Below are 24,998 nucleotides of genomic sequence, written 5' to 3'. Positions count from 1 at the left end.
ATCCGCAGCATCATGAGGTTGCCGGCCAGCGGCCGGCACTACAATGCGGTCAATGCGAACGGTCGGCAGCCACCGGAATGCCGGTTTGGTGGGTGCCGACCGTTGGTCGGCACGCCTCAACCCATCAATGCGAACGCTGCACCGCGTAGCGGGCCAGGCCGCGCAGGGCCGCCACGGCATCATTGTCGGCCAGGCCATCGAGCGCGCGCTCGGCGGCCTCGGCATATTCCTCGGCACGCGCGCGGCTGTAGTCCAGGCCGCCAGTAGCGCGGATCGCGGCCAGCACTTCCGGCATCGCCGAGGCGTCGCCGTCCTGCACGATGGTGCGCAGGCGCTCGCGGGTGGCGTCGTCGGAGTGGGCCATCGCGTGGATCAGCGGCAGCGTCGCCTTGCCCTCGGCGAGGTCGTCACCCAGGTTCTTGCCCAGCTCCTCGGCATTGGCCGAGTAGTCCAGCACGTCGTCGGCAATCTGGAACGCGTAGCCCAGGTGCATGCCGTAGTCGAACAGGGCCTGCTGGGTGGCTTCGTCCACGCCGCTGGCCAGCGCGCCCAGACGGGTGCCGGCGGCGAACAGCACCGCGGTCTTGCGCTCGATCACGCGCAGGTAGGCGGCTTCGTCGGTATCCGGGTTGTGCACGTGCAGCAGCTGCAGCACCTCACCCTCGGCGATGCGGTTGGTGGCATCGGCCAGGATCTGCATCACCGACATGCGCTCCAGCTCGACCATCAGCTGGAAGCTGCGCGAGTACAGGAAGTCGCCGACCAGCACGCTGGGCGCGTTGCCCCACAGGGCGTTGGCGGTGCTGCGGCCACGGCGCAGGCTGGATTCGTCCACCACGTCGTCGTGCAGCAGGGTGGAGGTGTGGATGAACTCGATGATCGCCGCCAACTGGTGGTGGTCCGGGCCGGCCTGGCCGACCGCATGGCCGGCCAGCATCACCAGCATCGGGCGCAGGCGCTTGCCGCCGGCGGAAATGATGTGGTCGGCGATCTGGTTGATCAGCACGACGTCCGAGGACAGGCGGCGCCGGATCAGGGCGTCGACGGCGGCCATGTCGGCCGCGGCAAGCGACTGGATCTGGGGCAGGCCCAGGGCGGGACGGGTGTCTTCGGTGATGGTCATGCGATCAGGCTTTCAGGCTCATCGCTGATTATAGGCGTTGCCTGTGAATTCGGGCGCAAACCGGGCAGGCCGGCGTCCGCGGCCCGGCCACGGATGCCGCCTGCGTGAATACGTATGCAGGTTGCGCCATGCCCGTGAGGCCACCGCTAAGCTTGCGGCATCAGGATTTCGGCCCGCTCCCGGCGGGTCCCGCACGCCCGGAGGGGGGCTGTCGATGTCGCACTATCCATGGTGGCGCGGAGCCGTCATCTACCAGATCTACCCGCGCAGTTTCCTTGACGCCAACGGCGACGGGGTAGGCGACCTGCCGGGCATCATCCAGCGCCTGGACCACATCGCAACGCTGGGCGTGGACGCGATCTGGATCTCGCCGTTCTTCAAATCGCCGATGGCCGACTTCGGCTACGACATCGCCGACTACCGCGACGTCGACCCGCTGTTCGGCAGCCTGGACGACTTCGACCGCCTACTGGCCAAGGCGCACGGTCTGGGCCTGAAGGTGATGATCGACCAGGTGCTGAGCCATACCTCGATCGAGCACGCCTGGTTCCGCGAGAGCCGCCAGGACCGGACCAACCCCAAGGCCGACTGGTACGTGTGGGCGGACCCGCGCGAGGACGGCACGCCGCCCAATAACTGGCTGTCGCTGTTCGGCGGCGGCGCCTGGCAGTGGGAGCCGCGCCGAGAGCAGTACTACCTGCACAACTTCCTGGTCGACCAGCCGGACCTGAACTTCCATCACCCGGACGTGCAGCAGGCCACCCTGGACAACGTGCGCTTCTGGCTGGACCGCGGCGTGGATGGCTTCCGCCTGGATGCGATCAACTTCTGCTTCCATGACGCGCAGCTGCGCGACAACCCGGCCAAGCCGGCGGAGAAGCGCTTCGGTCGCGGCTTCAGCCCGGACAACCCGTACGCCTACCAGTACCACTATTACAACAACACCCAGCCGGAGAACCTGCCGTTCCTGGAGAGGCTGCGCGCGCTGCTGGACGAGTATCCGGGGGCGGTCAGCCTGGGCGAGATCTCCTCGGAGGACTCGCTGGCCACCACCGCCGAGTACACCCGCGATGGTCGCCTGCACATGGGCTACAGCTTCGAGCTGCTGGTGGACGACTACAGCGCGGCCTACATCCGCGATACGGTCTCGCGCCTGGAAGCCGTGATGACCGAAGGCTGGCCGTGCTGGGCGGTTTCGAATCACGATGTGGAGCGGGCGGTCAGCCGCTGGGGCGGCCACCCGGCTGACCCGCGCCTGGCGAGGATGCTGGTGGCGATGCTGTGCTCGCTGCGCGGCTCGGTCTGCCTGTACCAGGGCGAGGAACTGGGCCTGGCCGAGGCCGAGGTGCCGTTCGAGGCCCTGCAGGACCCCTATGGCATCACCTTCTGGCCCAACTTCAAGGGCCGCGATGGCTGCCGGACCCCACTGCCGTGGACCGACGCGCCGCTGGCCGGTTTCACCGCCGGTCAGCCGTGGCTGCCGATCCCGCCCGAGCACCGCGCCGCGGCCGTGGCGGTGCAGGAGCGCGACCCGGACTCGGTCCTGGCTGCGTTCCGCGGGTTTCTGGCCTGGCGGCATAGCCAGCCGGCACTCCTGCATGGCAGCATCCGATTCATCGAAAGCGCCGAGCCAGTGCTGCTGTTCGAGCGTATGCTTGCAGATGAAACCCTCCTGCTGGCCTTCAACCTGTCGGCCGAAGCGGTGAGCCATCCGCTGCCGCCGGGCAACTGGCAGCAGGTGGCGGTGCCGGGCCCGGATGCGGGCACGGTGCAGGGCAATGAACTCCAGCTGCCGCCGCGCGCGGTGTATTGCGCCCGACGCAGCTGACCGTTTTCTCCGGTGGCGGTACTTGCGGGGACGGGGCCGAAGCGCCCCGTCCCTTTTTTGTGGGTGGGCTTCCGGTGAAGGGCATCCACGCATGGCGTGGATCTACTGGGGATGGCCCTTATCCACGCCATGCGTGGATGGGCCTCGCCGACCAACGGCCGGCATGCGCGCAAAAGAAAACCCGCTGCCTGCGCAGCGGGTTTCCGATGAGTCGCTGCCGGCCAGCGGCCGGCACTACCCGGTCGTGGTCAGAACTTGTAGTTCACGCCCAGCATGTAGGTGCGGCCCCACTCGATGTATTCCAGCGGGCGGTCCTTGCTGCCGGCGTAGGTGCGGTACGGCTCGTTGGTCAGGTTGCTGCCCTGTAGCAGCAGGGTCAGCCCGCGCAGGCTGCTGCTGTCGCTGAAGGTGTAGCTGACCTGTGCATCGGTCACGTTCTCGCCCACCACGTAACGCAGGGTGCGATTGCCGTTGAAGTTGCCGATCTCACCGATGAAGTCCGAACGGCGGCGCTGGCTCACACGTGCTTCAAAGCCGCTGCGCTCGTAGTAGGCGGTGAAGTTGTACACGCGCTTGGACAGTCCCGGCAGGCTGATCGGGTCGGTGCCCACACTGGAGGCACTCTCCGGATCCAGGATGGTGATGTCGCTCTTGTTGAAGGTCGCGCTGGCCTGCACGCCGAAGCCGCGCAGGCTGTCGGTCAGCATCTCCAGCGGGAACGACCCGGTCAGCTCCAGCCCCTTCAACGTGCCGCCCTTGCCGTTCTGCGGCGTGGAGAAGGTGCCGGTGGTCAGCACCGGTGCGGTCATGCCCGGCGGTGGCACGTAGTTGCCGAGCAGGCCGCTGAAGTCGTAGTTGTCCACCGACTGCGTGTAGACGTAGCTCTTCAGGTCCTTGTAGAAGATCGCCGCAGCCACGTAGGCCTTCTCGCCGAAGTACTTCTCATAGGACAGATCCAGCGCGGTGGCGCGCCACGGATCCAGCAGCGGATTGCCACCGCTGCCACCGGGGCGGCCATTGTTGGTATCCACGCCGAATTCCAGGCCGGCACGCATCTGGTCCACGCGCGGGCGCGCGACCTGCTTGGCGGCGGCGAAGCGCAGCGTCTGCTGGTGCGGGAACATGAACACCAGGTTCAAGCTTGGCAGCCAATCCTTGTAGGTCTTGCCGGCAGAGAAGGGCTGGATGTTGCTGCCCGCCGGCTGCGAGCTGTCCCAGTAGCGCGAATCCGAGCTCTGGTCGGTGTGCTGCATCTGCACGCCGATGTTGCCGCGCACGCCGACCACGCCGATGTCGGTATTGATGTTCAGGCGTGCCCACGCCGTGGTGATCTTCTCCTCGACCGTCCAGGATTTCGGAATCAGGTAGTCCAGGTTGTCGACCGGGTTGAAGGTCATGTAACGACCGACGGCTGCCGGCACATTCCACGACGGGATGTAGCCAATGCCGGCGAAACCGAGGTTGACCGGGCGGTACTGCAGGTCCGGTGCGATGGTGGATTCGCCTTGGGCGCCGAGCAGGATGTTGCCTTCGGCCTGAGCCTTCTGCTTGCGACGGTCGGCATAGTTCACGCCCACGTCCACATCCGAGAACCAGCTGGACATGGCCTCGGGAACCGGCAGCGTCGCCGCCAGCTTGGCACCCTTCAAGCGGTCTTCGACCTCTGGCACCTTGCCGTAGCCGGAACCATAGATCGTGTTGGTCAGGAACAGGCTGTCCGGATTGGAATAGTCGCGCCCCGGCGTGATCTGCGAGAAGCTGTTGTTGTTCACCACCAGCCCGATCGTGTCGAACTGCGGACGCGGCACCAGCTGCAGGTTGTTTTCCAGATTGATCTCGCGGCGGGTCGCCTTGGAGTAGTTCAGGTCGGCGACCAGCTTCACGCCACCGACGTTGAACTCGTTGTTCCAGCCGAACGCATCGATCTTGTCCTTGCGCTTGTTGTACATGCCGCGCACCAGCGGGTATGCATTGTTGATCGTGCCGCCGGTGAAGCTTCCATCGGCATTGCGACCGACATTGCTGAACACCGGCAGGATCGCGTTGGGATTGTTGCTGTCCTCGCCGTTGCCGCTGAGGCTCAGCTCGAACTGGTTGGCGGTGTCGATCTGCTCGGCTTCGGTGTGGAACGCATCGAAGGTGCTGGTCCAGCTGTTGCTGGGGCGGAACTGGATCGTTGCCATCACACCGTCGCGCTTGTTGTTGCCGGTACGGCGCAGCGCCTTGATGCCATCGGTGAAGTAGGTGCCAGGTGCGATTCCGCGACGCTCGCCCTTGTCGGTGTGTTCGGTGGTCCAGGGCTCGTACAGGCCGACCTGGTTCTCCTGGATCGGCATGTCGCTGTGCGCATAACCAATGGCGATGCCCAGGGTGTTGTCGAAGAACTGGTCGATGTAGCTGGCGCTGAAACGGTTGCCATACGGGTCGATGTTGGCAGCGCGGCCCAGGGAGCTCTTCTGGTAGCGGCCGCTGACCGCGATCACGCGCTCGCCGAAGCTGAGCGGGCGTGCGGTCTGCATGTCGATGGTGCCCGACAGGCCCTGCCCGACCAGCGCCGCGTCCGGGGTCTTGTACACGGTCACGCCGTTGACCAGCTCGGACGGGTACTGGTCGAATTCGACGCCGCGGTTGTCGCCGGTGCTGACCACTTCACGGCCATTGAGCAGGGTGGTGGCGAAGTCGGGCGACAGGCCACGCACACTGATCACCTGCGCACGGCCGGCCACGCGCTGGGCAGCCAGGCCGGGCAGGCGCGAGATGGATTCGGCGATGCTGACGTCAGGCAGTTTGCCGATGTCTTCGGCGGAGATCGCTTCGACCACCGAAGTGGCGTCCTGCTTGATCGCGATTGCGTTCTCGATGCCGCGGCGGATGCCGGTGACCTGCACCGTATCCAGGTTGGTGGCGGCGGTGGCGGCCGGCGTGGTGGTGCTCTGCGTGGACTGTGCCGACGCCAGCGTCGGCGCCAGGACAACGGCCAGCGCGATGCTCAGCGCGCTGCGCTTGTGGTTCAACATTTTCCCCTCCCAGGCAATGTTGCAGATCGATTCGTGAACGTCCCGGAGTGACCGTGGACGTGCGACGCGGTGGCCGCTGTCGTCGCCGCTATGGTAGGCAGCGCGTTCTTCGCGGGAATCACCCTGCATACGTATTCAATGGCGTTTGCAGGGATGTAATCGCTTTCAGGTTCTGTTTGCGGTAGTGGCGGGGGGGGGGCGGGGCGGGGGGCGGTCGGCGGCGGGGGGCCCCCCCGCCCCCCCCCCGCCCCCGCCCGCCGCCCCCCCCCCCCCCCCCCCCCACTACCGGGGCATTCAAAGCGGCGTGAAACGAATGGCCTGCCCACCCCCCGGTGCCAGCACCAGCGTCAGCACGTCGGCGCTGGTCACATCTCGGGTTTCGCGCGCGAATGCGAAGGGATTGCTGCGGAAATCCGCGCCCTCGCCATCGCGGTAGATCTCGGCGCGATAGCGCACGCCCGGCTCCAGGAAGCCCAGCGACACCGGCAGCACGCGGCCGTGCTCGTCGGTGATGCTGCCGAGGAACCAGTCGCGGCTGTTGCGGTCGCGTCGCACGATCGTCACGTAGTCGCCCACTTCGCCATCGAGCACGCGGCTCTGCTCCCAGTCCACCGCCACGTCTTCGATGAAACGGAATGCCTCGCGATGCTGCAGGTAGTGCTCGGGCAGGTCGGCGGCCATCTGGATCGGGCTGTACAGCACCACGTACAGCGCCAGCTGGCGTGCCAGCGTGCTGGGAATGGCCTGGCCGTGGCGGCCCTTCAGGCTGAGGATGCCGGGGGTGTAATCCATCGGCCCGGCCAGCATGCGGGTGAACACCAGGTTGACCTCATGTTCCGGTGGGTTGGGCGGCTGGCCCCAGGCGTTGTACTCCATGCCACGTGCGCCTTCGCGCGAGATCCAGTTGGGATAGGTGCGGCGCAGGCCGGTGTCCTTGATCGGCTCATGCGGGTTCACCGACAGATGGCGGCGTGCCGATTCCTGGACCACCTTCAGGTGGTGGCGCGCCATGAACTGCCCGTCATGCCACTCACGCCACAGCGAGCCGCCCGAGGGATTGCGGCGGTCGACCTGGCCGTCGTCACAGACGTAGCCGGTCTTGAACTGGTCCACGCCCAGCCGCGCGTACAGGTCCAGCGCAGCGTCCAGCTGCTCCTCGTAGTGCTCGATGGCGCAGCCGGTTTCATGGTGGCCGATCAGGTGCACGCCCTTGTTCAGGCCATACGCCGACAGCGCTTCAATGTCGAAATCGGGCGTGGCACGGGTGAAATCGAAGTCGTAGCCATTGCCCACCCACATGCCGTCCCAGCCCGGATTCCAGCCTTCCACCAGTACGCCACGGAAGCCGTGCGCGGCGGCGAAGTCGATCACCTTCTTCGTCTTCGCGGTGGTGGCCGCATGCTTCGGCCCGGTCGCCCAGCTCTCGTTGTCCAGGTGCATCGACCACCACACCCCCAGGTACTTGGCCGGCTTCACCCAGCTCACATCACCCAGCGCATTGGGCTCGTTGAGGTTGAGGATCAGGTCCGATTCGACCAGGCCACCGGCACGGTCGGCAATCTGCAGCGTGCGCCACGGCGTGGCGAAGGGCAGGGCGCGGCGCACCTTCCAGCCTTCGGCCGAGGGTGACAGCTGCGCGCGCAGGCGTTGGCCCTCGGTGCGGCGCAGCCACATGCCGGCGTAGTCGACCAGCGCAGCCTCGTGAATCGCCACGTGCAGGCCATCGCGGCTGCGCAGGGTCATCGGCGTATGCACCAGCGGAACCTCGCGCAGCGGCGTGCGCTGGTACAGATACTCGTAGTGGATCGGTTCGCCGGCAGGGATCCACCACGCGGTGGAATCCTGCGCGATGGCGAACTCGGTCAGCTCGTCATCGATGATGGCTTCGCGCAGGTTCGGCTGCTCGGGGAATACGTAGCGGAAGCCGAGGCCATCGTCGTACACGCGGAACACCACATCCAGCCGGCGCTTGCTGCCGGTGGTCTCGGCCAGCTGCACGGTCAGTTCGTTGAAGTGGTTGCGGGTGAGCCGGCGTTCGCCCCAGGGCTGTTCCCAGTTGTCATCGACGCTGCGTTGCTGTTGGCCGAGCAGGGCGAAATCCCGGTCCAGGCGCCCATCGCGCAAGGCAAAGCCCAGCTTCGAATCTTCCACCACGGTCTCGCCGAAACGCTCGACGCGATAGCGCGCGGTGCCACCGTCCAGCACCAGGCTGACCTTGAGCACCTTTCCCGGTGATTCGACGCTGGCCACCTGCGGCGCGGCCTGCGCCAGCGTGGCCAAGCCCAGCAGAGCCAGACCGAGCAGGTGCGCGAACACCGCGCGTACAGCAGTGGGTGACATCGGCATTTCCCCTCCCAAGGCGCCGTTGGCAGACCCGGACCATAAGCCAGCACGGCAGGCCCGCTACCGCGCAACGCCATGAATACGTATGCAGCTGGACGCAGCCGACAGCGCCGCGTCTACCATGGGGCCAAGGCACCTTGAGGGAGGGGCCGCGCCCGCCCGCCGGCAACGACGGTGCGGACCTACAACGCGTGCAGAGAGGGAGGGAGGCCGACGGGCGCAAGCCGGTCCGCCGCTTCGATGCTGAAGATCATTTGCCTGACCGCTGCCCTGGGGGCAGCGCTGGGATCGACCGCGCAGGCGGCCGACCTGCAATTCGACGGCCGCCATGCGCGCGCCGAAGCCGCTGCCAACGGCAGCTATGTGCTGCATGCGCCGAAGAGTGAGGTGCGTATCGCGCCCATGCCGATGCGCAGCCAGACCGGCAGCGTGATGTTCGATGCACTGTTCGCGCTGGCCCAGCAGGAGATGGACCAGGACCGCGTGGATGCGATCCGCGATCCCGCGTTCGACGAAGGCCGGCCGGTGCCATGCGAGTGCTTCCAGACCGGCGCGCGCTGGCCCTACGTGTGGACCCGCGATGTCAGCTTCGCCGCCGACCTGGCGCTGGCGCGGCTGGACCCGCAGCGCACCCGGCAGTCGCTGCAGTTCAAGCTCTCGGCAGCGCGCGATGGCCATACGCCCGGCCTGTTCGTCGCGCAGGACACCGGTTCCGGCGGCAGCTGGCCGATCAGCAGCGACCGGGTGGTGTGGTTCCTGGCGGCACGCCACCTGCTGGACGATCGCGCGTTTGCCGACCAGGTCTGGCAGGCGCTGCAGGGCACGCTGGCGCAGGACCGCGCGATGGTGTTCGACGCGCAGGTGGGCCTGTACCGTGGTGAGACCTCGTTCCTGGACTGGCGCGAGCAGACCTATCCGGACTGGACCCGCGAGGACGTGCGCTTCATCGGTGATTCCTACGCACTGTCCACCAACGTGCTGCACTACCAGGCACTGCGCCTGGCCGAACGCCTGGCCGGCCAGCACGGCGACGCCCGCGCGGCCGAGTACAAGGCGTGGGCCGATGCGCTGGCACAGCAGATCGATGCACGCTTCTGGCGCGAGGATATCGGCCAGTACATGAGCTACATCGGCGAAGCCGCGCACCCGGTGCCGTACGCCAAGGTCGATCTGCTTGGCTTGTCGCTGGGCATCCTCGCCGAGGTGCTGCCGCCCGAGCGCGCGCGCCGTGCACTGGCTGCCTACCCGATGGGGCCGGCCGGCAGCCCGGTGGTCTGGCCGCAGGAATCGCAGCAGCCGATCTACCACAACCGTGCGATCTGGCCGTTTGTCAGTGCCTACTCGCTGCGTGCGGCGCGGCAGCTGGATGATGCACCGCGCATCGCCGCCGAGATCCGTTCGCTGATGCAGGGCGCGGCGCTGGCCGGTTCCAACATGGAAAACTACGAACTGGTCAGCCAGGCCGTGCATGTCGAGGAAGGTGCGCTGAGCGGCCCGGTGGTCAACTCCGAACGCCAGTTGTGGTCGGTGGCCGGGTATCTGTCGATGGTGGTCGAAGGCGTGTTCGGCGTGCAGGACGATGGCCGCGTGCAGCCCAAGCTGCCGGCCGTGCTGGTGCCGGAGCTGTTCGGCACGCACCCCCGCATCACGCTGGAAGCCAACGGCAGGCGCTATGTGCTGGAGCGTCCGCAGAACGTGGGCGATGGCCTGCTGGTGGCCGGCAGCACCATCACACGTGGCACGACTACCACGGTGCAGCTGGTCGCTGCCCCGGCAGCAACCGGTTTCGCTGCCACGACTGCGGATGCCAACGCGCGTGCGCCCGCAACACCGGCGGCACCGCAGGCCCTGCGCATGGGCACGGGCTGGAACGTTCCGGTGCAAGCCGAGCAGGTTCTGTGGAAGGACGGCAGGGCCCTCGTCGCCAGCAATGGCCCGGTGCACATCAGCGACGATGGCCTGCAGCACTGCCTCAGCCTGACCCGGCGCGAGGGTGCATTGGAATCACTGCACAGCCCGACGCTCTGCGTCGGTCCGCAGCAGGTGCTGAAGGGCGAGGAACGCTGGCAGTTCACCGCGGCCCAGGCCGGGCAGGTGCGCCTGCGCCTGCAGTACCGCAACCCGAACGGGCCGATCAACACCGGCGTCACCGCTGCGGTCAAGCAGCTGGTTCTGCAGTGCCCGGGCCAGCCGTTGCAGCGGCATACGGTCACCCTGCCGCACAGCGTGGCGGTGCAGGATTCGACCTCGGCAACGTTCGCAGTGCCCAAGGGGCGGTGCACGGTCACGCTTGAAGATGGCTTCAACATGAGCGCGCTGCAGCACTTCGCGCACTACACCGGCGGCAAGGGCGGGCGTGATGGTGTGCTCAACCAGGCCCAGGTGCAGGCACTGACGGTGGCGCCGGTGACGATGGAAGAGGGTGCACGATGAGTCGTCCCGCCAAACCGCAGCTGTCGTTCTGGCAGATCTGGAACATGTGTTTCGGCTTCCTCGGCATCCAGTTCGGATTCGCCCTGCAGAACGCCAACGCCAGCCGCATCTTCGAGACACTGGGCGCGGACATGGACGCGGTGCCCGGGCTGTGGATCGCGGCGCCACTGACTGGCCTGCTGGTGCAGCCGGTGATCGGTTACCTGTCCGATCGCACCTGGACGCGCTGGGGCCGTCGCCGCCCGTTCTTCATGATCGGTGCGGTACTGACTACGCTGGCGCTGCTGGTGATGCCAAATTCGCCGACGCTGTGGATCGCCGCCGGTACCTTGTGGGTGCTGGACGCCTCGATCAACGTGTCGATGGAACCGTTCCGCGCCTTCGTCGGCGATCAGCTGGCGCCGCGCCAGCGTCCGGCCGGCTATGCCATGCAGAGCTTCTTCATCGGTGTGGGCGCCATCGTCGCCAGCTTCCTGCCGTTCATCCTGGCCCACTTCGGTGTTGCCAATACCGCAGCTGCCGGCGAAGTGCCCGATACCGTGCGCTATGCGTTCTACTTCGGCGCGGTGGTGCTGCTGGCGGCGATCACCTGGACGGTGGTCAGCACCCGCGAGTACTCACCGACGGAGCTGGCTGGCTTCGATGATGCCGAGCCGCCGGCGCACCACGCAGGGGCTGCGATCAGTGGGCCCGCGCCGTGGACGCAGGTGGCGCTGTGGCTGGGGCTCGGCGTGGTGCTGGCGCTGCTGATCGCCTGGCGGCAGGGCGACAAGATGCTGTACGTGCCGGCGGGCTTGTGTGCGGGTTACGGCGTGCTGCTTGCGCTCGCCCGTGCGTTGCCGGCCACGCATATGCTGGCCGCCATCGTCGGCGACCTGCGCGCGATGCCGGTGACCATGCGTCGTTTGGCGTGGGTGCAGTTCTTCTCGTGGTTCGCGCTGTTTGCGATGTGGATTTACACCACCGCCGCGGTGGCGGGTATCCACTTCGGCTCGACCGATCCGCAGTCAGCGGCCTACAACGAGGGCGCCAACTGGGTGGGCGTGCTGTTTGGTGCCTACAACGGCTTCGCTGCGCTGGCCGCGGTACTGATTCCGCCGATGGTGCGTGCGATCGGCCTGCGCTGGAGCCACCTGCTCAACCTGTGGCTGGGTGGCGCCGGCCTGGTCTCGCTGATGTTCATCCGCGACCCACACTGGCTGCTGCTGTCGATGGTCGGCGTCGGCTTCGCCTGGGCGTCCATCCTTTCGCTGCCCTATGCGCTGCTGTCCGACAGCGTGCCGGCATCGAAGATGGGCGTGTACATGGGCATCTTCAATTTCTTCATCGTGATCCCGCAGCTGGTCGCGGCCAGTGCGCTCGGCTTTGCCCTGCGCGCCTGGCTGGGCGGTCAGCCGATGCATGTGCTGGTGCTGGGCGGCTGCAGCCTGTTCGTCGCCGGCCTGTGCGTGCTGCGGGTTCCGTCCCGTCCGGAGGTGGTGTGATGCGTGGTGCGCTGTCTGCTGCTGTTTCCCTGGTACTGCTGGCCGGCCATGCGACGGCCGCGCCACGCCCGGACTATGTGGGCACCACCGAGCCGTTCGCCAGCGATGCGGTGTACTTCGTGGTCACCGACCGCTTCGTCAACGGCGACCCGTCCAACGACCATCGCGACCAGGGCGGCACGCACCGCACCTTCGATATCCCGGTGCCGTGCCCGGACAAGGTGGACGGCAATATCGGCTACCTCGGTGGCGACTTCCGCGGCGTGCTCGACAATGCGCAATACATCCGCAACCTCGGCTTCGGCGCGGTATGGATCACGCCGATCGTTGACAACCCGGACGAGGCGTTCACCGGCAGCAAGCCGATCAGCTGCACCAGTACGCTGACCGATCGCGGCAAGACCGGCTACCACGGCTACTGGGGCATCAACTTCTACAAGCTCGATGAGCACCTGCCCAGCAAGGACCTGGACTTCGCCGGGTTGACCAAGGGCCTGCATGGCGCAGGCCTGAAGGTGGTGCTGGACATCGTCGGTAACCACGGCTCGCCGGCCTGGACCATGCCGACACGGCAGCCGCAGTTCGGCCAGATCTTCGACAAGGACGGAACGCTGATCGCCGACCACCAGAACCTGCCACCGCAGAAGCTGGATCCGAAGCACAACCCGCTGCACGCGTTCTACAACAACATCGGTCCGGTCGACGGCAAGAACGGATCGATCTTCGACGGCAACCTTGCCGAGCTGTCCGACTTCAACCAGGACAATCCGGCGGTGATGGATTATCTGGTGGGTGCTTACCTGCAGTGGACCGCGCAAGGTGTGGATGCGCTGCGCATCGATACCATCGGCTGGCTGCCGCACCCGTGGTGGCATGCCTTCGTCAAGCGCATCCGTGCTGAACATCCGGGCATGTTCATGTTCGGCGAAGCGTTCGATTACAACGCGGCGAGCATCGCCGAACACACCTGGCCGGCCAACGCCAATGTCAGCGTGCTCGACTTCCCGCTGCGCGGCGCACTGGAGCAGACCTTCGGCACCGCTGGAAAGGGCTTTGAAACCCTGGGCGAGCCGCTGCACCTGACCGGCGGCCCGTACGCCAATCCGTACGAGCTGATGAGCTTCTACGACAACCACGACATGCCGCGCCTGCAGGCCAGTGACAGCGGCTTCATCGATGCGCACAACTGGCTGTTCACCGCACGCGGCATTCCGGTGGTCTATTACGGCTCGGAAACCGGCTTCATGCGCGGCCGCGCCGAGCATGCCGGCAATCGTGCCTACTTTGGCCAGCCGCGCGTGGACGCCGCACCGGAGAGTCCGATCTTCGCGCCGCTGCAGCGTATCGCGCGATTGCGCGAAGCCACGCCGGCGCTGCAGCGTGGCCTGCAGGTGAACGAGCGCCTGCAGGGTGATGAGGCGGTGTTCTTCCGCGTGCTGCAGCATGGCGACGTGGCGCAGACCGCGCTGGTGCTGCTGAACAAGGGCGACCGGACCAGGACCCTCACTGTGTCGCGTTACGTGCAGGCGGGCCGCTGGCGCGATGCACTGGACGGCGGTTCGTTGCAGGTGGATGCCTCCCTGAAGACCGACGTGCCCGCGCACGGCGTGAAGATCTACGTGCTGGACGCCGCCGTGCAGCAGCCGGCATTGCAGGCTGAGCTGGACAAGGCGATGGCCGACCAGAAGGCGCGGGATCAGCGGCTGGGGCGGTCGGGGGGGGGGCGGGGGGGGCCCGCGGGGGGGGCGGGGGGGGCGGGGGGGGGGGCGCCCGGGCCGCGCCCCCCCCCCCAACCCCCCCCCCCCCCCCCGCGGGCCCCCCCCGGCCCCCCCACTACCTGGTTTGCCTGCATCCGGCACAATAGGCACCCCTCACGCCCCGCCGTACCGCCATGACCGACCTCGCCCCGCAGACCCCGATCGAAACCCTGCTGAAGGCGGCGATGGACGGGGCGGTGCCGATCCGCGCCTTCATGGAGGCCTTCGTCGCCTCCGAAGTGGTGCTGCTGACCGGCAGCCTGGTCACTCCCGACGGCAGCGGCTTCGACCCGCTGCTGTTCGACAAGCAGGGCACCCTGCACGTGGCCGTGTTCACCGACCCGTCGCGGGTGGGCATCTACAGCCAGCAGGCCGATCACCAGATCCGCTGGCTGATGCTGGACGTGCTGCGCCGCGTGCCGGGTGGCTATGGCGTGGTGATCAATCCGAGCACTTCGCTGGGCTTTGAGATTTCGCCGAGCGGCGTGGGCGAGATCCTGAAGGACTTCGCCCAGGGCTGAACCGCCACCGCGCTATATTTGTAAAGTCGAGCCATGCTCGACTGCCTTTCGCACAGTGCCAGATCAGTCGAGCATGGCTCGACTCTACAGAACGCTTCCCCATCGAGGCATTGCCATGGAATTCAGGGTATTACCCGCCGATGCACCGGAACGGCAGCAGTTGGCCCGGTGGTACCACGCCGAATGGGGCCGCGACGCCGGCCTGTCGCTGGAACAGGAACTGCAGCGGCTGAACACACCTCAGGACGCCGAGGGTTTCCCGCACCTGATCGCCGCCTTCGATGGCGACCAGGTGGTCGGTGCCGTGCAGCTCAAGCGCCGGGAAATGCAGGCCTTCCCGCAGTACGAGCATTGGCTGGGCAGCGTGTTCGTGGCCGATAGTCATCGCGGGCGTGGGCTGGCTGGCGCGCTGGTCGAACAGGCCGCGGCGCAGGCGGTGCGGATGGGCGTTTCCGAACTGTACCTGCAGACCGAATCGTTGGATGGCGGCCTGTACGCGCGGCTGGGCTGGAAGCCGCTGCAGGAAGCCGACAACCGCAGCTATCGCGTGCTGGTGATGGTGCGCAGGCTGGCCGCATGAGCGCCGCAACGGCCCGGCACTCCCGCTCCGCGCTGATCTTCCTGATCGCGGCCATCGTCGTCGCGCTGGTGTCAATGCCCGCGCTGCGCGCGATAGGCATGGTGCTGTGGCCGGTGTTCGCCATTGCCTGGCTGATCAACCTGGGCGCGGCCTGGCATCTGGCGCAGTGGGCACGTCAGCAGGGCCGTGCAGCGTGGGTATACGGATTGCCGGCAGCGCTCGGTACCGTCGCCTCGATCGTGGTCTATGTGCTGCTGGCGTTGCTGGGGCCGAAAGCCCCGGTGCACTGAATCTTCGCGGCTGTCGTGGACAATGTGCCGAGCATGGCTCGGCACTACAGTAAGGCCAAGCCAAACAGCAAGGCCGAGCCAGGCCCACACGTGTTGCATGGAGCGCCGGCGCATCAGCCGGCGCCCCGTTGCCTCACATCGTCACCTTGCGCCGGTTGTCATCGCTCACCCGGTCGATCAGCTTGTTGTACGGGTCGAAGCCCGCTTCATCCGGCTTTTCATCCACGGTTACCGTGATCTTCGGCGCGGCGCTGGTGATGTGGTGGCGCTGCAGGTACAGCACCTTCTGGTCGCGCTCCTTGCCCGACGGCCCGTTGGCGAACACGCCGATCTCGACCCAGTCATCCATCGTGCCGTCGCTCTCCTTGCCCTCGCCGTCGGCGTACTGCTTGGCGGCGTGCAGGTCCAGGGTCACCTCGTAGCGGCCGTCATCACGCTTGCGGGCGCTGGCGGCCATCACCCGGTTGTCGTAGAAGCTGATTTTCTCGAACAGGTCGGTGACCAGCTGCTGGCGGTCGGCCGGGGTCTCCGCCCGGATGTAGTCCAGCAGTTCGCGCGAGGTGGTGTACGGCGGTTGCTGATAGCCCTTGTCCTGCAGGAAGCGCTTCAACGCGCGGTTCAGCGCCTGCTCGCCGATTTCCTCGCGCAGCCGGTAGAACACCAGCGAACCCTTCTGGTAGTGGATGTACTGCTGGTTTTCCACGCGCTCCAGCGGCTGCTCCTCGATGGCCTCGCCACCGCGTCCGGACAGGTAGCCATCCAGCTCGCGCTTGAGGAACTGGCGCATGTGCTGGCGGCCGTACTCCTGCTCCATCACCATCAGCGCAGAGTACTGCGACAACGATTCGGAGAGCACCGTCGCGCCCTGTACGTTGGCACCGATCACCTGGTGCGCCCACCACTGGTGCGCGATCTCGTGCGCGGTCACGTAGAACACGTAGTCCACCTTGTCCGGATCGCGCAGGTCGGCGATGAAGCCGATGGCCTCGGAGTAGGGGATGGTATTGGCGAACGACTGCGCGAAGCGCGCATAGCCCGGGAACTCGATGATGCGTACCTGGCGGTGCTGGTAGGGCGTGAAGTTCGCTTCGTAGTAGGCCAGCGACTTCTGCACCGCTTCGATCATCCGGTCCACGTTGTAGCCGTGCGCCGGGTCGAAGTAGACCTCGATCGGGATGTCCTTGTACTTCGCCTTGCGCACCTCCCAGCGTGCCGACAGATAGGCGTAGAAGTTCAGCATCGGCCGATCCATGGCGTAGCTGAAGCAACGCCGGCCATTCACCGCGGTCTCCTTCTGCAGGTAGCCCGGGGCCAGCGCCACCTGGTCCGGTGCCGTGCAGACCGTGGTGCGGAAGTCGAGCCAGTCGGCATTGTTGGAGATGTAGGTGTTGGCACGTGCGGCTTCGTCTTCCAGCTTGGGCATGCGCCGCGGCTCACCCAGGCCGCGTTTGCGGCGTTCGTTGCGGTCGCTGATCTCGGCACCCTCGTTGTAGCCGAAGGAAGGCAGTACGCGGCTGTTGAAGAAGGTGCCGTTGTCGACGATGTTGCTTGGTGCCTGGCCGGCGGTGATGCCGTTGGGTTTCTGCACCACCCGGAAGTGGACGTTGCGGCTTTCACCCGGTTGCAGTGGCGTGGCCAGACGGTAGATGCGGTAGCCAAGGTCGGCGTCGTGCATCGACAAGGTCTGCCCACCCAGGTCAACTGCGACCAGCTGCTTGTCGTCGCCCATCGAGACATGCACGTCCTGGATCGGCACGGCATGCGTGTTGCGCACCGTCCAGTTCGCATCGATCACCATCGACTGCGATTCGGGGAACAGGTCCACGCGGTTGTCCACCGCCACGATGCGAGGCTGCGGCAGAGTGCGGTACTTCGACAGTTCACGCTCGTAGCGCGCCTGCAGGTCCAGCTGTTGGTCGGGCGAGATGAACTCGTTGCGGATGTTGGTGCTCCAGTACAGCCAGCCGCCCACGCCGATGAAGGCCAAGGCCGCTACTCCAGCGAAGACGCCGGTCGGGCCGCGCAGGCGGCGGCCGGCCAGGGCCAGTCGCTGGCGCAGCCCTTGGCTGACGCCACGCACCCAGAATGCTGATGCCAGGCACATCAACGACAGCAGGAACAGGGCCCAGTAGCCCTGGAACGCCAGTTGCCCGGTCAGGAAGTGGCCGTAGCCGTTCATGTCCGAATAGGGCGCGTTGGGCCAGCTGCCGAAGTTGTACAGGTTCTGCGTGTAGTCGAGCAGGCCGAGCACGCCCTGGCCGATCATCACCACGATCAGCAGCGCATAACCGACGAACTTGTTGTTGGTGAGCACCTGCAGCACCAGCGCCAGGCCCCCCATCAGGATGTAGACCACCGAATCCAGCGCCAGGCTGCGCAGGTACAGCAGCGGCTCAAGATGCGTGTAGCCCTTGGCCAGCTGCACGCCCATCGCCGCCATCGCACCGGCGGTCTGGAAGCAGACGATCACCGCCAGCAGCGCGGTGAACTTGGCCAGCAGCGGTACCCAATTCGGCACCGGCATGGCGTCGGTTACTTCGTTGATGCGCGCGCTGCGTTCCTTCCAGACCAGCTCGCCGGCGAAGAACAGCACGATGATCACCAGCAGCCAGCTGAAGGCGCCCTGCAGACCCATGATCATCTGCGAGGTGACCGGCCAGATCGAGGTGCCGTACAGCGTCTGCCGGAACAGCGCGCTGGGCAGGAAGTTGGCCAGGCCGAGCACCAGCAGCACGATGAACGGCACGCTGCGCAGGACGCCACGTGTATCGAAGCGGACCTGGCGCAGGAACTGCTGCCACGCCGTGGTGGTAGTGAATGCCGGTACCACGCGTGGCAGCGTTGCGCGGGTGGGGCGGACGGCGCCGGCATCGGCAACCGGTTGCGCCTGCCTGCGGCCCCAGCGCCGACGGCCACTGCCGCTGCGTTCGGTGCGGAACAGCGCGAAGGTGGCGGCGAACAGCGCGGCAGCCACGCCCAACCACAGGGCGCGATTGGCCAGCAGGTAACCGGCCAGCTCGGGAATCCCGTTGTTGCGTTCGGCGGTGGACCAGTAGCGGATCGTGCGGCCGAGTGCGCGCATGCCCAGCGGTTCGCTCAGCACCGCGATCCACGTGTTGTCGATGTCGCGCAGCAGGGCCGCGCTGGCGCCATACAGCACCAGGTAGGCCACCAGGCCGATGTAGACCCACAGGATCGAGCGCGTCAGCGCCGCCAGCAGCGACAGCAGCGCGGTGGTGAACAGCAGGTTCGGTATGACGATGACCGCGAACGTCCACGCATAGCCCTGCCAGCTGATCGGGCCCATGCGCTCGGGATCGACCCACGGCATGAACGGCGCCAGCCACAGGCCAAATGCGATCAGCACGTAGACCAGCAAGCCTGCCGCCAGGGCGGCGGCGATGCGTCCGGCCAGGTAATCGCGGCGCTTCACCGGACTGGCGAAGATCAGTTCGGCGGTGCCGAGTTCGAAGTCACGCAACAGCGCATTGCTGACGAACAGTGCGGTGACCAGCATGCCAAGCAGGGTGAAGATGCCCAGCATCTGCGCGATCACGGTGGGCGCGTTGCTGTGCACGTTGCCAGTGCCGCCACCGATCTGCACGGCGTCGCTGGAGGCGGCGGCGAAGGCGAGCAGGGCGAACAGCCCGGCCAGCAGCCACAGCAGCGGGGAACGCAGCTGCTCGCGCAGCTCGAAGCGGAAGAAGTTGAGGATCATGGCGTGCTCCGCTCAGGCTGCCGCGCGGGCACGGGCCTGCAGGCGCAGGCGCTGGAAGTACACGTCCTCGAGGTCGGGAGCTACGGCCGCAAAGCCGTCACCGGGGTCGTTGGCGCTGTGCACGTGGATCACCGGGCGGCCACCGACCAGGCGGGTCGACAGCACCACATAGCGCGCTTCGTGGTCGGCCAGTTCAGAAGGATCGACCTGCTTGCGCCAGACCTGGTGCTGCAGGGCGTCGATGGCTTCGGCAGGACGGCCGGTCAGCAGCACCTGGCCCTTGTTCATGATCGCCATCGTCGGGCACAGATCGGTTACGTCCTCGACGATGTGGGTGGACAGGATCACCGCCACGTTCTCGCCGATGGCCGCCAGCAGGTTGAGGAAGCGGTTGCGTTCTTCCGGGTCGAGGCCGGCGGTGGGTTCATCGACGATCACCAGCCGCGGGTCACCCAGCAGCGCCTGGGCGATGCCGAAGCGCTGGCGCATGCCGCCGGAGTACGTGCCGAGCTTGCGCTTGCGGGCGTCCCACAGGTTCACCTGCTGCAGCAGTCCATCGACCACCTCGCGGCGCTGCGCGCGCTGGGTCAGGCCCTTGAGCACCGCGAAATGTTCCAGCAGGTCCAGCGCGCTGACTTTCGGGTACACGCCGAAATCCTGCGGCAGGTAGCCCAGCCGGCGGCGCACCGCGTCCTTGTCGCGCAGCACGTCGATCGGTGTCTCGCCGGGGATGGTGAGCACGGCCGTGCCGCTGTCGGCCTCCTGCAGGGTGGACAGCGTGCGCATCAGCGACGATTTGCCGGCGCCGTTCGGGCCGAGCAGGCCGAACATGCCGCGCGGGATGTCCAGGTTGACGTTGTTGAGGGCATGCACGCCGTTGGCGTACGTCTTGGACAGCGAATCGATCTTCAGCATGCGACGTACACCTTTCAATGGGCGATGTCTGCGCGTTATCCGCGCATCAGCCTCCGTGCGCATCCGCCGTTGGTCATGGGGGGAGAATTCCGCCGTCGCACGTTGGGGCGTGGGGCGGTGGCCTGGCAGCGCTTACCCGCGCAGCGAAGATTCCCGCACCACCAGCTTCACCGGGATGCTCTGGCTCTCCACCGGTTGCCGGCCGATCAGTGCCAGCAGGCGCTCCACCAGCAGCTGTCCGGCCTGCTTGGTGTCCTGCTGCACGGTGGTCAGCGCCGGGGATACCGAGGCCGCCAGCGGGATGTCGTCGAAGCCGGTCACCGCCACGTCCTGTGGCACCCGCAGGCCGGTCTCGCGCAGGGCGCGCATCGCGCCGATGGCGATCAGATCGCTGGCGGCGCAGATCGCATCGATCGGTTCACCGCGTGCCAGCAGCACCTGGCAGGCCTCCTGGCCGGAGGCCTCGGTGGTGATCGCATCGTGCTGCAGCGCCGGTTCGGCGGCCAGGCCGTGGTCCTGCAGGGCCGCGACATGGCCGCGGTAGCGTTCCTGGAATTCGGGGTAATGGCTGGAGGCATGGCCGAGGAAGGCGATGCGGCGGCAGCCCTGCTGCAGCAGGTGGGTGGTGATGTCGTGCCCACCCTGGAAGTTGTCGCTGCCGATCGAGACGCCTGGTTGGCCGGGCAGGGCGGCGCCCCAGCGCACGAAGTGCGTGCCCTGTTCGACCAGCCGCTGCAGGCGGTCGCGCGATTCGTGGTAGTCGCCGTAGCCGAGCAGGATGATGCCGTCGGCCTTGTTGCTGTCCTCGTAATCGGCCTGCCAGTCGGTGGACAGCTGCTGGAACGAGACCAGCAGGTCCTGCCCATGCAGGGCGCAGGCACGGGTGATCGAGCCCAGCATCGAGTGGAAGAACGGGTTGATCAGCGAGTCGTCGTTGGTCGGGTCCTCGAAGAACAGCAGGGCCAGCGTGCCGGCGTTGCGCAGGCGCAGGCTGGAGGCGTTCTTGTCGACCTTGTAGTTCAGTTCGCGGGCGATGCGCAGGATGCGCTCGCGGGTCTCGGCATTGACCATCGGGCTGCCTCGCAGGGCCCGCGACACGGTCGGCTGGGAGACCCCGGCCAGGTGGGCGATGTCCAGGGAGGTGGCTTTGCCTTTGATCGTCATGGGAACGGATAGGGAACGTGCAGCGATCATGATGCCATGAGGCTGGCCCTCCGCTCGCAGGTGCGCTCCTGTCTGGATGAACGGGATTGATGTTGAAAAATGTGACCAATTTGTCACTTTGACCTGATTTGCACAAAAGCGCATTCAGCAGATGGACAGCTGCCATGGCATGGCCCTAGAGTCCGCGCACCAGGGGACAACAAGGCAGTTGACGTGGGCAGTAACGGATCAGGGATCGATCTGCAGGAGTCACTGTGCGTGGACGATGGAGGCGCGCTGGCGTGCTTCGTCGCCCTGTTGGGGTTTCTGGATCGGCCTGCCGACCCCGACCAGCTCCGGCACCAGCTGGGCCACCCCGAAGGCCGTATCGATACACAGGATCTGTTGCGCCTGGCCAAGCGGATGGACGTCAAAGCACGCGTGGTACAGGCGCGGGTAACCGCGCTGCGCGACCATCCGCTGCCCGCCATCGCCTGCCTGGCCGACGGGCGCTATACGCTCGTGCTCAAGGCTGACGCCGAGAACGTGTTGTGCTTCGACGCGGCGGCCGACGGACGCCCGGTCACGCTGTCCCTTGGCGAGTTCTCGCAGGAGTTCGATGGCCGCCTGTTGCTGATGACCACGCGTGAAAGCGTGGCCGGCGCCGTGAGGCGCTTCGATGTCGGTTGGTTCATTCCTGCCCTGGTGAAGTATCGCCGCCTGCTGCGTGACGTGTTGGTAGCCTCGTTCTTCCTGCAGTTGATGGCACTGATCACGCCGCTGTTCTTCCAGGTGGTGATCGACAAGGTACTGGTGCACAAAGGCATCACCACGCTGGAAGTGCTTGCCCTCGGCCTGCTGGTGGTTTCGGTGTTCGAAGTGCTGATGGGCGGACTGCGCACCTACCTGTTTTCGCACACCACCAGCCGCGTTGATGCCGAACTTGGCTCGAAGCTCTTCTCCCACCTCACGCATCTGCCATTGGCCTATTTCCAGGCGCGCCGGGTGGGCGATTCGGTGGCGCGCGTGCGCGAACTGGAAACCATCCGCGAGTTCCTCACCTCTTCGGCGCAGACGGTCGTGCTGGACCTGTTCTTCGCCATCGTGTTCCTGGCCGTGATGTGGCTGTACAGCCCTGCATTGCTGCTGATCGTACTGATCACGCTGCCGCTGTACGCGGTGGTGGTCATGGTGGTCGGGCCGATGCTGCGGCGCCGCCTGGATGAAAAGTTCGTGCGCGGTGCCGAAAACCAGTCGTTCCTGGTCGAAGCAGTGACCGGTGTGGAGACCATCAAGGCGCTGGCGGTCGAGCCGCAGGCGCAGAACCGCTGGGACAAGCAGCTGGCGGGTTACATCCAGGCCAGCTTCCGCGCCAGCATGCTGGCCAACTGGGGCTCGCAGGCGGTGCAGCTGATCCACAAGCTGGCCACCGTGGCACTCCTGTTCTTCGGCGCGCGGCTGGTGATTGACGGCAAGCTGACCGTGGGCGAACTGGTGGCGTTCAACATGCTTGCCGGGCAGGTTGCCGGGCCGGTGCTGCGCCTGGCGCAGTTGGCGCAGGACTTCCAGCAGGCGCGCATTGCCGTGGAGCGGCTGGGCGACATCCTCAACTCCCCTACCGAACCGGCCAGCTCACCCTCGCGTGCCAGCCTGCCGGCAGTGGATGGCCGCATCGCGCTGGAGCACGTGTCGTTCCGCTATCGGCCTGAGGGGCAGGAAGTGTTGTCGTCGGTCAGTCTGGAGATTGCTCCGGGTGAGATCCTCGGCGTGGTCGGGCCCTCGGGATCCGGCAAGTCGACCCTGACCAAGCTGATCCAGCGCCTGCACACCCCGGAGCGCGGCCGTGTGCTGGTGGATGGTGTCGATCTGTCCATGGTGGATCCGGCGTGGCTGCGGCGACAGGTGGGTGTGGTGCTGCAGGAAAACCTGCTGTTCAACCGCAGCGTGCGCGAGAACATCGCCATGGCCGACCCGGCGATGCCGATGAGCCGGGTGGTGGAGGTGGCCAAGCTGGCGGGGGCGCACGACTTCATCCTGGAGTTGCCCGAGGCCTACGACACGCGCATCGACGAGCGCGGCGGCAACCTCTCCGGCGGGCAGCGTCAGCGCCTGGCGATCGCTCGCGCGCTGGCCATCGACCCGAAGATCCTCATCTTCGACGAAGCGACCTCGGCGCTGGATGCGGAGAGCGAGGAAGTCATCCAGGACAACCTCAAGCGGATGTCCGCTGGCCGCACCGTGATCATCATCGCGCATCGTCTTTCGGCGGTACGCCAGGCCAACCGCATCGTGACCCTCGAACGTGGCCGCATCACCGAGACCGGCACGCACGAGGATCTGCTCCGCGCGGGAGGCCGTTACTCACTGCTCTACACCAAACAGATGGGCCTGCCCGCCGTGGCGGCCCCGCTGAACTGACCACCACGGGCCCAGCCAAGGACAGCACGCATGTTGAAGGGACTGAGGCATCACCTGGGCATCCTGCGCGAGAGCCTGCGCTCGGAGCGTGCGCAGCCGGACCAACGCGACTCGGCGGCGCCGGACTTCCTGCCGGCGGCGCTGGAGATCCTGGAAAAGCCCCCGAACCCGATCGGCCGCACCGTTCTCTGGCTGCTGATCGCCTTTCTCGCCATCGCATTGGTCTGGTCGTGCCTTGGCCGCCTGGACATGGTCGCGGTGGCCGAAGGCAAGGTGATTCCGCGCGGCAACGTGAAGGTGATCCAGGCTGCGGACCAGGGTGTGGTCCGTGCGATCCACGTGGTTGAAGGGCAGTCGGTGAAGGCCGGCACGCCGCTGCTCGAACTGGACCCGACGGTCAGCCATGCCGAAGTCGAGCAGGCGCGCCAGGCGTTGCTGACCGCGCAGATCGATGTGGCACGGGCGCAGGCCGTGGTTGACCACGTTGCCGGTCGGGCCGGTCGCTTCATCGCACCGGAGGGAGCACCTGACAGCATCATTGCCATCCAGCAGGCACTGGTGGCCGCCAAGCAGCGCGAGTTCGATTCCACTGTGGGTGGCTTGCAGCAGGAGCGCAGCCAGCGCGATGGCGAGCACGGCATGATCCTGGCCGAGATCGCCAAGCTGGAAGAGCAGCTGCCGCTGGCTACCGACCAGTTGAACAAGCTGGAGGAGCTGAGCCGCGACAACTATGTGCCGCGACTGCAGGTGGCCGAAGTAAAGGAGCGTGTTGTCGGCATGCGCCAGGACCTGGCGATCCGTCGCGAAGAGCAGCGTAAAGCGACCGCTGCGCAGCTGGCGGCCAGCCAGCAGATGAGCAAGAGCCGCAGCGAGTTCGCACGTGAAGCACTGGACGCCCTGACTGAGGCGGAAGCGGCACGCGCGTTGCGAGGCGAAGAATTGAAGAAGGCCCATGACAAGGCTGGGCACACGGTATTGCGCGCACCCGTGAATGGCGTCGTGCAGCAACTACAGGTGCACACCATCGGCGGCGTGGTGAAGCCGGCTGACGCGCTCATGGTGCTGGTGCCGCATGACGGCGAGCTGGTGGTCGATGCGATGCTGCCCAATCGCGATGCCGGCTTCGTCCGCGACGGGCAGCCGGTGGAGGTGAAGCTGGAGGCCTATCCGTTCACCCGCTACGGTGTGGTGGATGGCGTGGTCGAGACTGTGGGCCGTGATGCGGTGCAGACCGAGAAGGAAGGGTTGCGCTATCCGGCGCGCGTGCGCCTGCTGCGGCCCTGGATCGAAGTGGATGGCCGGCGCCGCGCGCTGGCGCCGGGCCTGGCCGCAACGGCGGAAATCAAGACCGGTGACCGCCGCATCATTGAATACCTGTTGTCGCCGCTGTCCAGGCGCGTGCAGGAAGCGGGGAGGGAGCGATGAGGA

Annotated in this window: 14 protein-coding genes and 1 pseudogene; 9 read left to right on the top strand and 6 right to left on the bottom strand. The window is 66.6% G+C overall.

Annotated features, from left to right (window positions below):
* Positions 1-124: 124 nt before the first annotated feature.
* Positions 125-1,123, bottom strand: coding sequence for a polyprenyl synthetase family protein (locus V3B64_RS09115; protein ID WP_329810423.1), 999 nt, complete (start codon positions 1,121-1,123; stop codon positions 125-127).
* A 214-nt stretch (positions 1,124-1,337) separates the two neighbouring features.
* On the opposite strand from V3B64_RS09115, the gene V3B64_RS09110 reads away from it, so the two are divergent.
* Positions 1,338-2,951 carry an alpha-glucosidase gene (locus V3B64_RS09110; protein WP_032129592.1) on the top strand — a complete coding sequence of 538 codons (1,614 nt, stop codon included), beginning with the start codon at positions 1,338-1,340 and terminating at the stop codon, positions 2,949-2,951.
* Between the two features lie 248 nt (positions 2,952-3,199).
* Here V3B64_RS09110 and V3B64_RS09105 read toward each other — a convergent pair whose 3' ends face one another.
* Together V3B64_RS09105 and V3B64_RS09100 are read right to left on the bottom strand one after the other, a co-directional pair.
* Complete coding sequence (locus V3B64_RS09105; protein ID WP_032129600.1) at positions 3,200-5,968, bottom strand: TonB-dependent receptor; 2,769 nt, start codon at positions 5,966-5,968, stop codon at positions 3,200-3,202.
* A 294-nt stretch (positions 5,969-6,262) separates the two neighbouring features.
* A complete protein-coding gene (locus tag V3B64_RS09100; protein ID WP_329913989.1) occupies positions 6,263-8,314 on the bottom strand; it encodes a glycoside hydrolase family 97 protein in 2,052 nt (683 codons plus the stop codon).
* A gap of 237 nt (positions 8,315-8,551) precedes the next feature.
* Between V3B64_RS09100 and V3B64_RS09095 the strand changes: the two genes are divergently transcribed.
* The 6 genes and pseudogenes from V3B64_RS09095 (at position 8,552) to V3B64_RS09070 (ending at position 15,376) form a co-directional block, all read left to right on the top strand.
* On the top strand, positions 8,552-10,744 hold the full coding sequence (locus tag V3B64_RS09095) for a Six-hairpin glycosidase-like protein (RefSeq protein ID WP_329913988.1): 2,193 nt from the start codon (positions 8,552-8,554) through the stop codon (positions 10,742-10,744).
* On the top strand, positions 10,741-12,228 hold the full coding sequence (locus V3B64_RS09090; RefSeq protein WP_329913987.1) for an MFS transporter: 1,488 nt from the start codon (positions 10,741-10,743) through the stop codon (positions 12,226-12,228). The genes V3B64_RS09095 and V3B64_RS09090 overlap by 4 nt, the downstream gene beginning before the upstream one ends.
* Positions 12,228-13,940, top strand: a pseudogene (locus tag V3B64_RS09085) (alpha-amylase family glycosyl hydrolase); the annotation flags it as partial. The gene V3B64_RS09090 and the pseudogene V3B64_RS09085, both read left to right, overlap by 1 nt.
* Positions 13,941-14,119: 179 nt before the next feature.
* Positions 14,120-14,506 carry an SseB family protein gene (locus tag V3B64_RS09080; protein WP_329913986.1) on the top strand — a complete coding sequence of 129 codons (387 nt, stop codon included), beginning with the start codon at positions 14,120-14,122 and terminating at the stop codon, positions 14,504-14,506.
* 115 nt (positions 14,507-14,621) lie between these two features.
* Positions 14,622-15,086, top strand: coding sequence for a GNAT family N-acetyltransferase (locus tag V3B64_RS09075; RefSeq protein ID WP_121503966.1), 465 nt, complete (start codon positions 14,622-14,624; stop codon positions 15,084-15,086).
* The gene (locus V3B64_RS09070; RefSeq protein ID WP_329913985.1) at positions 15,083-15,376 is read left to right on the top strand and encodes a hypothetical protein; all 294 of its coding nucleotides are present in this window, start codon (positions 15,083-15,085) and stop codon (positions 15,374-15,376) included. Before V3B64_RS09075 ends, V3B64_RS09070 begins: the two co-directional genes overlap by 4 nt.
* 133 nt (positions 15,377-15,509) lie before the next feature.
* Here the strand turns inward: V3B64_RS09070 and V3B64_RS09065 are convergent, their stop codons facing one another.
* The 3 genes from V3B64_RS09065 to V3B64_RS09055 all read right to left on the bottom strand — a co-directional run bounded on the left by V3B64_RS09065 (position 15,510) and on the right by V3B64_RS09055 (position 21,173).
* On the bottom strand, positions 15,510-19,094 hold the full coding sequence (locus tag V3B64_RS09065; RefSeq protein ID WP_329913984.1) for an ABC transporter permease subunit: 3,585 nt from the start codon (positions 19,092-19,094) through the stop codon (positions 15,510-15,512).
* A 12-nt stretch (positions 19,095-19,106) separates the two neighbouring features.
* Complete coding sequence (locus V3B64_RS09060) at positions 19,107-20,009, bottom strand: ABC transporter ATP-binding protein (RefSeq protein WP_134950937.1); 903 nt, start codon at positions 20,007-20,009, stop codon at positions 19,107-19,109.
* Positions 20,010-20,141: 132 nt separating this feature from the next.
* Complete coding sequence (locus V3B64_RS09055) at positions 20,142-21,173, bottom strand: LacI family DNA-binding transcriptional regulator (RefSeq protein WP_329913983.1); 1,032 nt, start codon at positions 21,171-21,173, stop codon at positions 20,142-20,144.
* Positions 21,174-21,431: 258 nt separating this feature from the next.
* Here V3B64_RS09055 and V3B64_RS09050 point away from each other — a divergent pair, with 258 nt between their 5' ends.
* Entirely contained in the window at positions 21,432-23,570 is a 2,139-nt protein-coding gene (locus V3B64_RS09050) for a type I secretion system permease/ATPase (protein ID WP_235202901.1), read from the top strand.
* 30 nt (positions 23,571-23,600) lie between these two features.
* Positions 23,601-24,995, top strand: coding sequence for an HlyD family type I secretion periplasmic adaptor subunit (locus V3B64_RS09045; RefSeq protein WP_329913982.1), 1,395 nt, complete (start codon positions 23,601-23,603; stop codon positions 24,993-24,995).
* Positions 24,996-24,998: the final 3 nt, after the last annotated feature.

Origin of the sequence: Stenotrophomonas sp. SMYL86 (assembly GCF_036320025.1) — a bacterium.
In the GTDB taxonomy this organism is placed as follows: domain Bacteria; phylum Pseudomonadota; class Gammaproteobacteria; order Xanthomonadales; family Xanthomonadaceae; genus Stenotrophomonas; species Stenotrophomonas maltophilia_A.
The sequence above is the reverse complement of the archived record's forward strand: the minus strand, read 5'-3'. Positions and strand labels throughout refer to the sequence as shown.

Excerpts from the sequence above, each read along its gene's own strand:
- V3B64_RS09115 (WP_329810423.1), bottom strand. The coding sequence starts at position 1,123 with ATGACCATCACCGAAGACACCCGTCCCGCCCTGGGCCTGCCCCAGATC.
- V3B64_RS09110 (WP_032129592.1), top strand. The coding sequence starts at position 1,338 with ATGTCGCACTATCCATGGTGGCGCGGAGCCGTCATCTACCAGATCTAC.
- V3B64_RS09105 (WP_032129600.1), bottom strand. The coding sequence starts at position 5,968 with ATGTTGAACCACAAGCGCAGCGCGCTGAGCATCGCGCTGGCCGTTGTC.
- V3B64_RS09100 (WP_329913989.1), bottom strand. The coding sequence starts at position 8,314 with ATGCCGATGTCACCCACTGCTGTACGCGCGGTGTTCGCGCACCTGCTC.
- V3B64_RS09095 (WP_329913988.1), top strand. The coding sequence starts at position 8,552 with ATGCTGAAGATCATTTGCCTGACCGCTGCCCTGGGGGCAGCGCTGGGA.
- V3B64_RS09090 (WP_329913987.1), top strand. The coding sequence starts at position 10,741 with ATGAGTCGTCCCGCCAAACCGCAGCTGTCGTTCTGGCAGATCTGGAAC.
- V3B64_RS09080 (WP_329913986.1), top strand. The coding sequence starts at position 14,120 with ATGACCGACCTCGCCCCGCAGACCCCGATCGAAACCCTGCTGAAGGCG.
- V3B64_RS09075 (WP_121503966.1), top strand. The coding sequence starts at position 14,622 with ATGGAATTCAGGGTATTACCCGCCGATGCACCGGAACGGCAGCAGTTG.
- V3B64_RS09070 (WP_329913985.1), top strand. The coding sequence starts at position 15,083 with ATGAGCGCCGCAACGGCCCGGCACTCCCGCTCCGCGCTGATCTTCCTG.
- V3B64_RS09065 (WP_329913984.1), bottom strand. The coding sequence starts at position 19,094 with ATGATCCTCAACTTCTTCCGCTTCGAGCTGCGCGAGCAGCTGCGTTCC.
- V3B64_RS09060 (WP_134950937.1), bottom strand. The coding sequence starts at position 20,009 with ATGCTGAAGATCGATTCGCTGTCCAAGACGTACGCCAACGGCGTGCAT.
- V3B64_RS09055 (WP_329913983.1), bottom strand. The coding sequence starts at position 21,173 with ATGACGATCAAAGGCAAAGCCACCTCCCTGGACATCGCCCACCTGGCC.
- V3B64_RS09045 (WP_329913982.1), top strand. The coding sequence starts at position 23,601 with ATGTTGAAGGGACTGAGGCATCACCTGGGCATCCTGCGCGAGAGCCTG.